This is a genomic window from Actinomadura sp. 7K534, from assembly GCF_004348575.1.
Classification (GTDB): domain Bacteria; phylum Actinomycetota; class Actinomycetes; order Streptosporangiales; family Streptosporangiaceae; genus Spirillospora; species Spirillospora livida.
In genome coordinates this window covers 1-11,705 of sequence record NZ_SMKB01000219.1, presented here as the reverse complement: position 1 = coordinate 11,705, position 11,705 = coordinate 1, and the positions used below count along the sequence as shown (strand labels likewise).

The 11,705-nt window shown below is 72.5% G+C and carries 10 protein-coding genes; 5 read left to right on the top strand and 5 right to left on the bottom strand.

The window, feature by feature from the left end; all coding sequences use genetic code 11:
• The 3 genes from E1266_RS29765 to boxB form a co-directional block, all read left to right on the top strand.
• On the top strand, positions 1–819 hold an 819-nt coding region (locus E1266_RS29765), incomplete at its 5' end, for an AMP-binding protein (RefSeq protein WP_165966259.1).
• Positions 820–921: 102 nt separating this feature from the next.
• Positions 922–2,607: a 2,3-epoxybenzoyl-CoA dihydrolase gene (boxC, locus tag E1266_RS29760; RefSeq protein ID WP_132052665.1), complete on the top strand. Its 1,686-nt coding sequence runs from the start codon at positions 922–924 to the stop codon at positions 2,605–2,607.
• Between the two features lie 2 nt (positions 2,608–2,609).
• Positions 2,610–4,043 carry a benzoyl-CoA 2,3-epoxidase subunit BoxB gene (gene boxB, locus E1266_RS29755; RefSeq protein WP_132052663.1) on the top strand — a complete coding sequence of 478 codons (1,434 nt, stop codon included), beginning with the start codon at positions 2,610–2,612 and terminating at the stop codon, positions 4,041–4,043.
• A gap of 10 nt (positions 4,044–4,053) precedes the next feature.
• On the opposite strand, the gene E1266_RS29750 is transcribed toward boxB, so the two are convergent.
• Positions 4,054–5,190, bottom strand: a complete 1,137-nt coding sequence (locus tag E1266_RS29750) for an acyl-CoA dehydrogenase family protein (RefSeq protein ID WP_132052661.1) — start codon at positions 5,188–5,190, stop codon at positions 4,054–4,056.
• Between the two features lie 73 nt (positions 5,191–5,263).
• Here E1266_RS29750 and E1266_RS29745 point away from each other — a divergent pair, with 73 nt between their 5' ends.
• Positions 5,264–5,896 (top strand): TetR/AcrR family transcriptional regulator, encoded by a 633-nt coding sequence (locus tag E1266_RS29745; protein WP_132052659.1) that lies wholly within the window; start codon positions 5,264–5,266, stop codon positions 5,894–5,896.
• Here the strand turns inward: E1266_RS29745 and E1266_RS29740 are convergent.
• Genes E1266_RS29740 through E1266_RS29725 form a run of 4 tightly spaced genes read right to left on the bottom strand, consistent with a single transcriptional unit; the run spans position 5,885 to position 9,691 of the window.
• Complete coding sequence (locus E1266_RS29740; protein ID WP_132052657.1) at positions 5,885–6,490, bottom strand: ATP/GTP-binding protein; 606 nt, start codon at positions 6,488–6,490, stop codon at positions 5,885–5,887. The genes E1266_RS29745 and E1266_RS29740 overlap by 12 nt on opposite strands.
• Positions 6,471–6,854, bottom strand: coding sequence for a DUF742 domain-containing protein (locus E1266_RS29735; protein WP_132052655.1), 384 nt, complete (start codon positions 6,852–6,854; stop codon positions 6,471–6,473). The genes E1266_RS29740 and E1266_RS29735 overlap by 20 nt, the downstream gene beginning before the upstream one ends.
• 6 nt (positions 6,855–6,860) lie before the next feature.
• The gene (locus tag E1266_RS29730; RefSeq protein WP_132052653.1) at positions 6,861–7,295 is read right to left on the bottom strand and encodes a roadblock/LC7 domain-containing protein; all 435 of its coding nucleotides are present in this window, start codon (positions 7,293–7,295) and stop codon (positions 6,861–6,863) included.
• Entirely contained in the window at positions 7,292–9,691 is a 2,400-nt protein-coding gene (locus tag E1266_RS29725) for a nitrate- and nitrite sensing domain-containing protein (protein WP_132052651.1), read from the bottom strand. The genes E1266_RS29730 and E1266_RS29725 overlap by 4 nt, the downstream gene beginning before the upstream one ends.
• A gap of 409 nt (positions 9,692–10,100) precedes the next feature.
• Here E1266_RS29725 and E1266_RS29720 point away from each other — a divergent pair, with 409 nt between their 5' ends.
• The gene (locus E1266_RS29720; protein WP_132052649.1) at positions 10,101–11,612 is read left to right on the top strand and encodes a M28 family metallopeptidase; all 1,512 of its coding nucleotides are present in this window, start codon (positions 10,101–10,103) and stop codon (positions 11,610–11,612) included.
• Positions 11,613–11,705: the final 93 nt, after the last annotated feature.

The following is an 11,705-nucleotide window of genomic DNA, read 5'->3' as shown; positions in this document are numbered from 1 at the left end:
ACCCCGGCGTCGGTCGCCGGGCGGCTGGCCGAGTACCGCCCGACGCTGTTCTTCGCCGTCCCCACCTTCTACGCCGCGCTCCTGAACGCGGACGTGCCCGCGGACGCGTTCGCGTCGGTGCGGCTCGCGGTGTCGGCGGGGGAGCCGCTGCCCGCCGGGCTGTGCCGCCGCTTCACCGAGCGGTACGGCGTGGAGGTCATCGACGGGATCGGGTCGACGGAGTGCCTGCACATCTTCCTGTCGAACCGCCCGGGCGAGGTGCGCCCGGGCACCACGGGCACCGCCGTCCCCGGGTACGAACTGCGCGTCGTGGACGCCGACGGCGTCGACGTCCCGCCGGGCACCCCGGGATCGCTCCTGGTGAAGGGCGAGTCGATCGCGACGGGCTACTGGTGCCGCACTGACACCACCCGCCAAGTGTTCCAGGGGGAGTGGCTGCGCACCGGCGACACCTACGTGGTCGACGAGGACGGCTACTACACGTGCCTCGGCCGGACGGGCGACATGCTCAAGGCGGGCGGCATCTGGGTGTCCCCGGCCGAGGTGGAGGCGCGGCTGCTGGAGCATCCGGCGGTGGCGATGGCCGCGGTCGTCGGGCTCCCGGACGCCGACGGGATCGACAAGCCGGTCGCGTGCGTCGTCCTCAAGGACGGGACGCCGGCCCATCCGGCGGAGCTGGCCGCCTTCTGCCGCGCCGGCCTCGCGCCGTTCAAGCGCCCCCGCGAGGTGCTGGTCGTGGACAAGCTGCCCACGACCCCGACCGGCAAGCTGCGCCGCTTCGCCGTCCGCGAGCTGGCCGCCGCGCTGCTCGGCCGCTGACCCTCCGCGCGGACAAATGCTACAAACTCTTGACGTTTCGTCCGCCTCATGTCGAATATGGAGGAGGCGGCACGGCCGGCCGGCGAGGCGGAAGGACAGCTCATGAGCAGCCCCCAGGGCACGGGCACGCCCCCGCACGTGGAGTTCCGCGCGGACCCGTCCGGCTACCGGCACTGGCGGCTGGACGTCGACGGGCCCGTCGCCACCCTCACGATGGCGGTGGACGAGCGGGGCGGGCTGGTCCCCGGCTACGAGCTGAAGCTCAACTCCTACGACCTCGGCGTCGACGTCGAGCTGTACGACGCGGTCCAGCGGCTGCGGTTCGAGCACCCCGGCGTCCGGGCCGTCGTGCTCACCGGCGGCAGGGAGAAGGTCTTCTGCGCGGGCGCCAACATCCGGATGCTGGCCGCGTCCCCGCACGAGTGGAAGGTCAACTTCTGCAAGTTCACCAACGAGACCCGCAACGGCATCGAGGACGCGACCGCGAACTCCGGCCAGACCTACCTGGCGGCGCTCAACGGCACCGCGTCCGGCGGCGGCTACGAGCTGGCCCTCGCCTGCGAGCACATCATGCTCGTGGACGACCGCTCCTCGGCCGTATCGCTGCCGGAGGTTCCGCTGCTGGGCGTCCTGCCCGGGACCGGCGGCCTGACCCGGCTGACGGACAAGCGCCGCGTGCGCCGCGACCGCGCCGACTACTTCGCCACCAAGGCCGAGGGGCTCGCGGGCAGGAAGGCCGTCGCCTGGCGGCTCGTCGACGAGGCCGTGCCCCGCCCGGCCTGGGACGCGGCGGTCGCCGGGCGCGCGGCGGAACTGGCAGCCCGCTCGTTCCGCCCGGAAGGCGCCCGGGGCGTCGAGCTGACCCCGCTCGGAAAGGAGCGGACAGAGTCGTCGGCGTCCTACCGGCACGTGTCGGCGAAGCTCGACCGCGACGCCGGCTCGGTGGAGATCACGATCGCGGGCCCGGACTCGTCCCCCGGCGGCATCGAGGACGTCCACCGGCAGGGCGCGGACTTCTGGACCCTCGCCATGACGCGCGAGCTGGACGACCTCATCCTCGACCTGCGCACGAACGAGCCGGCCCTCGGCACCTGGCTGTTCCGCACGAGCGGCGACGCGCGGCACGTCCTGGCCCACGACCGGCTCCTGCTCGACAACGCCGGAGACTGGCTCGCCAACGAGATCCTGCACTACCTCAAGCGGACGCTGAAGCGCCTCGACGTCACGTCCCGCAGCCTCGTCGCGCTGATCGAGCCGGGCGGGTGCTTCGCCGGGTCCCTGCTGGAGGTCGCGCTGGCCGCCGACCGGAGCTACCAGCTCGACGGCGTCTTCGAGGACACCGCCCCGGACGCCGCCCCCGCGACGATCACCGTGACCGCGATGAACCTCGGCCCGCTGCCGATGGGCAACGGCCTCACCCGCCTGGCGACGCGCTTCCTCGGCGACGACGCGGCGCTCGCCGCCGTGCGCGACGCCGAGGGCAAGCCCCTGGAGGCCGCGGACGCCGAACGGCTCGGCCTGGTCACCTTCACGCCCGACGACATCGACTGGGACGAGGAGATCCGCATCGCCGCCGAGGAGCGGGCCGGCTTCAGCCCGGACGCGCTCACCGGCCTGGAGGCCAACTGCCGCTTCCCCGGCCCGGAGACCATGGAGACCAGGATCTTCGGACGGCTCACCGCCTGGCAGAACTGGATCTTCACCCGCCCGAACGCGTCCGGCCCGGACGGCGCCCTGCGCCGCTACGGCACCGGCGAGCGCGCCGACTTCGACCGAAAGCGAGTGTGACCATGCCGGCGAGCAGCGCGTCGGGGACCGCGGCCGACTACTCGGGGAAGATCCCCAACAACGTCGGCCTGCACGAGGACCGGCGGCTCCAGCGCGCCCTGGAGTCGTGGCAGCCCGACTTCCTCGACTGGTGGGAGTCGATGGGGCCGGCGCTCCCCACCCGGGACGTCTACCTGCGCACGGCCGTGAACGTCGGCCGCGACGGCTGGGCCCACTTCGGGCACGTCGCCATGAAGGACTACCGGTGGGGCATCTTCCTGGCGGAACGCGACGCGGACCGCCGCATCGGGTTCGGCGCGCACAAGGGCGAGCCCGTCTGGCAGAAGGTCCCCGGCGAGTACCGGGCCGACCTCCAGCGCCTCATCGTCATCCAGGGCGACACCGAGCCCGCCTCCGTGGAGCAGCAGCGCAACCTCGGCGCGACCGCGCCCAGCCTCTACGACCTGCGCAACCTGTTCCAGGTGAACGTCGAGGAGGGCCGCCACCTGTGGGCGATGGTGTACCTGCTGCACGCCCACTTCGGACGAGAGGGCCGCGAGGAGGCCGAGGAGCTCCTGCACCGCAACTCCGGCAGCGAGGAGTCGCCGCGCATCCTGGGCGCGTTCAACGAGGAGACCCCCGACTGGCTGTCGTTCTTCATGTTCACCTACTTCACCGACCGGGACGGCAAGTACCAGCTCGGCACGCTGAAGGAGTCCGGCTTCGACCCGCTGTCGCGGACGTGCGAGTTCATGCTCAAGGAGGAGGCCCACCACATGATGGTCGGCACCACGGGCATCGACCGCGTCGTCGAGCGGACCGTCCAGCTGATGAAGGAGCACGACACCGACGACGTCACTGCGCACGGCGCGATCTCGCTGGACGTCGTCCAGAAGTACCTGAACTTCCACTACTCGGTGTCGCTCGACCTGTTCGGGTCCGAGACGTCCGGCAACGTCGCGAACTACTACACCGCCGGGCTGAAGGGCCGCTGGCGGGAGGACCGCCGCAAGGACGACCACCGCCTCACCGACGACGCGATGATGGTGGACGCCCTCGTCGACGGCTCCGTCGGGCAGACGGAGGTGGCCGCCCTGATCGGCCTGAACACCGACCTGCGCCGCGAGTACGTCGCGGACTGCCGCGGCGGCGTGAACCGCTGGAACCGCATCCTCGCCGACGCGGGCCTGCCGCAGCGCCTCTACCTGCCCAGCGTCGCGTTCAACCGCAAGGTCGGCGCGTTCGCGGGCATCGAGGCCACCCCGCAGGGCGAGGTCATCCCGGCGGAGGAGTGGGAGCGGCGCCAGGACGCCTGGCTCCCGACCGAGGTCGACAAGACGCACGTCCGCTCGCTCATGAACCCCGTCCATGAACCGGGCAGGATCGCGGGCTGGATCGCCCCGCCCCGCAACGGCATCAACGGCCGCCCCTTCGACTACGAGTACGTGCGGCTCTGACCGGGCGGGCTCACAGCCCCCGGGAGATGACGAGGCGCTGGATCTGGTTGGTGCCCTCGAAGATCTGCATCACCTTCGCCTCGCGCATGAACCGCTCGACGGGGAAGTCGCGGGTGTACCCGGCGCCGCCGAGGACCTGGACGGCGTCCGTGGTCACCTTCATCGCGTTGTCGGTGGCGACGAGCTTGGCGATGGACGCCTCGCGGCCGTAGGGGCGCCCCGCGTCCTTCAGCCGCGCCGCCGACAGGTACGTGGCCCGGGCCGATTCGACGGCGGCGGCCATGTCGGCCAGCACGAACGCCAGCCCCTGGTGCTTGATGATCGCCTTGCCGAACGCCTCGCGCTCCTTGGCGTACTCGACGGCGACGTCGAGCGCGCGCTGGGCGAGGCCGGTGGCGACGGCGGCGATGCCGAGGCGCCCCGCGTCCAGCCCGGCGAGCGCGATCGACAGGCCCTGGCCCTCGGTCCCGATCAGGTACCCCGCCGGGACGCGGGCGTCCACGAGCCGGACGGTCGCGGTCGTCGACCCCATCAGGCCCATCTTGTCCTCGGGCTCGTCGAACTCCAGCCCGGGCGTGCCGGCGGGGACGTGGAAGCACGAGATGCCGCGGGGGCCGTCGTCCGACGTGCGGGCCATCACCGTGTAGAAGTCGGCCTTGCCGCCGTGGGTCGTCCACGCCTTGGCGCCGTTCAGGACGTAGGAGTCGCCCTCGCGGACGGCCCTGGCCCGCATCGCCGCCGGGTCCGACCCCGCGTGCGCCTCCGACAGGCAGTACGCGCCGAGCCGCTCGCCCGACAGCAGGTCGGGAAGCCGCTCGGCGCGCTGCTCATCGCTCCCGTAGGCGAACAGCGGGAAGCACGACAGCGCGTGCACGCTGACGCCGACGCCCACGCTCGCCCACGCCGCGCCGATCTCCTCCAGGACCTGGAGGTAGACCTCGTACGGCTGGGCGCCGCCGCCGAACTCCTCCGGGTACGGCAGCGTCAGCAGGCCGGCCCGCCCGAGCGTCGCGAACGCCTCGCGGGGGAACGTCCCGCTCCGCTCGGCGTCCGCGGCGCGCGGCGCCAGCTCCTTCGCCGCGATCTCGCGGGTGAGCGCGACGAGGTCCTCGGACTCGGGGGTCGGCAGGTGCCGGGTGGCGGGCATGGGCGGACTCCTTTCGGCCCGCCCACAGTACCAAGAGCAGTACCAGCGAACCGCTTTTGGTACTGTCCCGGTCATGACCCCGCTGGACGGAGCGCACGCCACCAGGGCCACCCGGGCGCTGCGGCGGCGCGACCTCCTCGTCGGCCGCCTCATCGACGTCTTCCTCGACCGCGGCTTCGCCGAGTTGAGCGTCGCGGAGCTGGCCGCCGTCCTGCGCTGCTCGAAGAGCACCCTGTACTCGGTCGCGGCGAGCCGGGAGCAGATCATCGTGGCCGTCGTCCGGGCGTTCTTCCGCCGCGCGACCGAGCGCGTGGAGGCCGCGCTCGACGCCAACGCCGACCCGCGGGAGCGCGTCGGCGCGTACCTGCGCGCCATCTCCGCCGAGCTGGCGCCCGCGTCGCCCGCGTTCTTCGCCGACCTAGACGCCTTCCCGCCCGCCCGCGAGATCTACAAGCGGAACACGCGCTTCGCCGTCCGGCGCGTGCAGGGCCTCGTCCGCGAGGCGCTGCCGGACGGCGGCGCGCCCGGCGCCGACGCGGCCTTCGTCGGCGCCGTCGCGGGCCAGGTGATGGAGTCCATCCACCGCGGCGAGATCAAGGCCCAGACGGGACTGGACGACTCCGCCGCCTACGCCGCCCTGGCCTCGCTGATCGTCGCCCGGATGACCCCGGACCGCGCTCGCCCCGCGGACGCCTCAGACGGGTGACGACGACCGGACGGCGTGCTCCACCAGCGCCACCAGGACGTCCCGGGCCGTTTCGCGGCGCCGTACGTCGCAGAGCATCACCGGGACGTGCGGGTCGACGTCCAGGGCGTCGCGGATCTCGTCCACCGTGTAGCGGCGGGCGCCGTCGAACACGTTGGCCGCGACGACGAACGGGATCTCCCGCTGCTCGAAGAAGTCGATGGACGCGAAGCTCGTGCTGAGCCGCCGCGTGTCGACCAGGACGATCGCGCCGACCGCGCCGTAGGCGATCTGGTCCCACATGAACCAGAACCGCTCCTGGCCGGGCGTCCCGAACAGGTACAGCCGGACGCCGCCGGAGAACGTCAGCCGCCCGAAGTCCATGGCGACGGTCGTGGTGGTCTTGCGCTCCACGCCGTGCAGGTCGTCCACGCCGGCCGAGGCGTCGGTGAGGATCTCCTCGGTGCGCAGCGGGCGGATCTCGCTGACCGAGCCGACGAGGGTGGTCTTGCCGACGCCGAAGCCCCCGGCCACCAGGATCTTCAGCGTGTGCTGCGGCACGTCGTCGTCGAACGCGTGCGGCGCCGGGGCGGACTCAGAGGCGGCGGAGTTCATCGAGCACTCTCATCAGTATGCGGGGATCGGGACGGTCGGACCGCTCGCCGTGCTCGGCCTGCGGCATCTCCTCGACGAGGCCGTACTGGTGCAGGTCCTCCAGCAGGATCTGCACGACCCGGAACGGCAGGTCGGTCTCCGAGGCGAGGTCGGCGGGGGTCGAGGGGCGCCGGCACAGCTCCAGCAGCCGCCGCTGCTCGCGCGACAGCCACACCCGGTCGCCCGGCGTCCGGCCCGTCGCGACGAGGATGGTGACGAGGTCGACGACGAGCCCGCGGGGGCGGGTGCGCCCGCGGGTCACCGCGTACGGCCGGACGATCGGGCCCGCGTCGCGCCCGATCCACCGCTCTCTCGGCGTTTGCACGGTCGCTCAGTCCGAGGCGCCCGCGGCCGGCGCGTCCTCGGCGGGCGTGCGCGGCGCGGCGGACAGGTGCCGCCGCACCCGCTTGATCAGCATGGTCGTCTCGTAGGCGACCAGGCCGGCGTTGCCGCCCGCGTCGCTGAGCACGGCCAGGCAGCTGCCGTTGCCGGCCGGCATGACGAAGAACAGCATGCCGTCCAGCTCCACGACCGTCTGCCGCACCTGCTTGGCCTGGAAGTGCTCGCGCGCCCCGTTCGCCAGGCTGTGGAACCCCGACGACAGCGCCGCGAGGAACTCGGCGTCCTTGCGGGTGACACCGCCCGACGCGCCCATGACCAGCCCGTCCCGGGACAGCAGCACGGCCTGGTGGACCTCCCCGACCCGCTCCACGAGATCGTCGAGCAGCCAGTCGAGCTCCCCGGTGGCATGGCTCTGCTGCGTCATGATTCCCCCCATTCGTCGCGCGGATCGTCATTGCCTGCTGTGTCCTCGGCGTCCCTTCCGCGCAGCCATCCCGACTGTAGCGAGGACATCAGGTCGCGGCTGAGTTCCGGACTCGGCTCGTCGAAGTCGTCGTCCGGGTCCGCGGCCTGCTCGGGCCGCGCGACGGCGCCCTCCCGGGACCTGCGCAGCTGCGGCGCCAGGGCGCGCTGCCGCACCCGCCGGGGGAGGCGGCCGGTGGCCTCGCTGTCCTCGGCCTCGGCGTCCTCGAGATCCCCGTCGCGGGTCTCGGCCCGGCGGCGCTCGCCGTTCTCCCCGCCCGCGGGCGCGTCCGGCGGCGCGGACGCCGGATGGGCGGGCGGCGGCTGGCCGTGCGGTGCCGCCGGCAGCGCCGGGCGGGCCGGGCGGCCGAGGCGGAGCCCGCCGCCCGCCGCCGCGCCGGCGCCCTGCGGCAGGAGCTCCCCGGCGCCGTCGGTGAGCCGCCACTCCTCGTCCACGACCACCAGCGTGTGCGGGATGAGCACGACGGCCGTCGTTCCCCCGTACACCGACGGCTGCAGCGACACCCTGATGCGGTGCCGCGCCGCCAGCCGCGCGACGACGAACAGGCCGAGCCGCTCGGTGTCGGCCAGGTCGAACTCGACCGAGCTGGCGAGCCGCCGGTTCAGCTCCTCGCGCTCCTCGGCGGCCAGGCCGATGCCGCGGTCGACGACCTCGACCGCGAGCCCGTTGGCGACGCTCTCGACCTTGACCGTGACCTCGGTGGTCGGCGGGGAGAACGAGGCGGCGTTCTCGATCAGCTCGGCGAGCAGGTGGATGACGTCGGCGACGACGCCGCCGGTGACGGCCGCCGAGGAGGCGCCGGTCACCTCGACGCGGGTGTAGTCCTCGACCTCGGCGATCGCGGCGCGGACGACGTCCTCGGCGGCGACGGGATGGTCCCAGGCCCGCACGGTCGGCGACCCCGCCAGGATGACCAGGCCCTCGGCGTGCCGCCGCATGCGGGTGGTCAGGTGGTCGAGGCGGAACAGGTCGTCGAGCTCCTCGGGGCTGGCCGCGCGGCGCTCCATCTGGTCCAGCAGCCGCAGCTGCCGGTGCAGCAGCGACTGGCTCCGCCACGACAGGTTGATGAAGACGCGGTTGATGCTCGCACGCAGGTCGGCCTCGCCGATCGCGGTGCTGATGGCCGTGCGCTGGACGGTGTCGAGCGCCTCGCCCACCAGGGCGACCTCGCGGGTCTGCCCGGTCTCCGGCCGGGGCGTCTCGGCCTCCAGGTCCACGTGCTCGCCGCGCCGCAGCCGCGCGACGACGCGGGGCAGCCGGTCGTTGGCCAGCTCCTGCGCCGACCGCTGCAGCCGCCTGAGCTCGTGGGCGAGGCGCCGGGCGAACAGGAGCGACAGCGCGATGGACGCGATGACGGTGAGCAGCCCCACGCCGCCGGTGAGGTAGACCCGCAGCCAGATCCGCCGGTCGGCGGGCTCGACGTCGTCCTGCCGGATCACCTCGCTGGCCTTGAGGACCGTGCCGAGCCAGATCTGCCCGGCCTCCGTGGTCGTCGCCTTCCAGCGCTGCGGATCCGGAGCGTGCCCCTGCCGCACGACGGACCGCTCCAGCGCCGCGTACTCGTTGTAGGACGGGGCGTCCACCAGGGCGCGGGCGGTCTGCGAGGCGCGGCCGCTGAGCTGGATGCTGCCCAGCTGGAACAGGTTCGTGCGGCCGCCCGCCCAGTCGGCGAACGCGGCGCGCTCGTCGGACTTCAGCCGGCCGCGCAGGCTGGAGAGCAGGAGGTCCTCGCGGAGCAGGAAGTCGTGCGACCAGAACAGGTACAGGACGCCCTTGTTCTGCGCGAAGACGGTGACGTCCTCCAGCGTCGCCAGCGTGCTGAGCAGCCGCGCCGTGTTGTCGAGGACGCCGCTGTAGGCGTTGATCGCGTCCAGCACGGAGATGTTCCGCGCGCTGACCCGCGAGCGGACGTCGGCCAGGCGGTCGAACTGGGCGGTGGTGCTCCGCATCCGCTGCAGCGCGTCGGCGTCCATGTTGGCGGTCGCCTCGGGGGACAGCGCCGCGGCGCGGAAGGCGGCCGTGACCTGGTCCGTCTTGGCGCTCGTCGCCAGGAACTTCTGCGCGGCCGCGGCGGAATCCGCCGCCAGCATCGCCACCGCGGCGGCGCGTTCCGCCTGCACCGCCTGCATTGCGTACCTGGACGGATCGCCGACGCGGTCGTAGTCCGCCGCGTACCGGTTCTGCCGCACCGCCTCGCTGATGGCGGGAACGGCCGAGAACGCCCAGAGGACCAGGAGCGACACGAGCGGGATCGCCAGCAGCGGCATGATCCGCCGTCCGATCGGACGGGTGCGCGGCCGCCTGCGAGATTCCTGTGCCTGCTCGGTTCCTGCCACCTAGACGCTCCCCGTCGGTCCCCACCACGGCCAAAGTCTGGGCAGCATACTTAGGTCCCTTACTCCGGGGCCAGAGGCACCTACCCCTTTCTCTCCGGGCGTTTCGCCGCCTCGCGCGGGGAGATCGGGACTCCCGTTCGCTTCGCCGCGCGGACCGGAGGCGGCCATTTCGCCGAACTGCCGCGCCGCCGATGATCTGCGGGGCCGCCATTCGCCGCGGTTCAGGTGATCAAGCAGGTCAACAAGTCATTCGGCCGGACGGCGGCGTCGTCGGCGGAACTTATCGATCTTGGTAAAGGGCGGAAGAGGCGCGGTCAATGGGGCGGCGCCGCACAGTCGTGCGTCTTGTGGCCAGAAAAGGCTTATGTCAGGATTCGGATCCTCGTCCCCCAAGATCGGAGACAGGGTCATGCGCAAAGCCGCGCTGGCGGCACTCCTGGGCCTTTCCCTCGCCACCACCACCGTGGCGGCGGTACCGGCCCAGGCGAAGCCGACGCCATCCCAGTTGGCCAAGCTCGTCAAGCTGAAGAACGTCCGCCATCACCAGCAGAACCTGCAGAAGATCGCGGACGCCAACGGCGGCAACCGGGCCGCGGGGCTGCCGGGCAGCGAGATCACCGTCAAGTACATCGCGAATCAGCTCGAAAGGGCCGGTTACAAGCCGACGGTGCAGGAGTTCACGTTCGACTTCTGGCAGGAGCTGTCGGAACCGGTCTTCGAGCAGACCGCCCCCGAGCAGAACACGTTCGAGCCGGGCGGCGACTTCGCGACGATGCAGTACTCGGGCTCCGGCGACGTCACCGCCGCCGCCACCCCGGTGGACACCGGGATCACCGGGCTCGGCAGCGGGTGCGAGGCCGAGGACTTCGCGGGCTTCCCGGCGGGGAACATCGCGCTGATCCAGCGCGGCGGCTGCACCTTCGCCCTCAAGACCGACCACGCCATCGCGGCCGGCGCCGCCGCCGTCGCGATCTACCAGCTCCCCGACCAGCCCGGCCCGGTCGCGGGCACGCTGGCCGCGCCGTACGGCATCCCGGTCATCGGCCCCACCAACGCCGTCGGGACCTCCCTCGTCCAGCAGGCGCAGGAGGGCGGTGTGACGCTGCGCATCAAGACCGACACCTTCACCGAGGAGCGCCAGGCGTCCAACGTCGTCGCCGACACCCGCCGCGGCAAGGACGACAACGTGGTCGTGCTCGGCGCGCACCTCGACAGCGTCGCCGAAGGGCCCGGCATCAACGACAACGGCTCGGGCACCGCGGCGCTGCTGGAGATGGCCAAGCAGATCCACAAGCTCGGGCCCAAGGTCCGCAACACCGTGCGGTTCGCGTTCTGGGGCGCCGAGGAGGAGGGCCTGATCGGCTCCCAGCACTACGTCGACAGCCTGTCGGAGGAGGAGCGGGAGAACATCGCGCTCAACCTCAACTTCGACATGATCGGCTCGCCGAACTTCGTGCGGTTCGTCTACGACGGCGACAACAGCGAGGGCCAGAACCCGGTCGAGTCGCCCGCGGGCTCCGGCGCGATCGAGAAGGCGTTCACCGACCACTTCGCCTCGCAGGGGCTCGCCAGCGCCCCGACGCCGTTCAACGGGCGGTCGGACTACAACGCCTTCATCAACGTCGGCATCCCGGCCGGCGGCCTGTTCACCGGCGCCGAGGGCATCAAGACGCCCGAGCAGGCGGCGACGTACGGCGGCACGGCGGGAGTGGCGTACGACCCGTGCTACCACGCGGAATGCGACCGCCTCGACAACGTGAACCTCGAGGGCTTCGACCAGATGATCGACGCCGCGGCGGCGGTCACCCAGAAGTTCGCGCACAGCACGCTGACCGTGAACGGCAACGAGCTCGCCCGGAAGCGGGTCCAGGTCAGGAAGCAGACGGTCCCCGACGTGATCGGGCACCACGTGACAAGGTGACCGGCTGAGCGGTACACCCGAGGGACGCGCCCCGCCGCGGGGCGCGTCCCTCGTCCTTTCCCGCCGGGGTTCGTGCGGTGGCGGGGCCGGTGG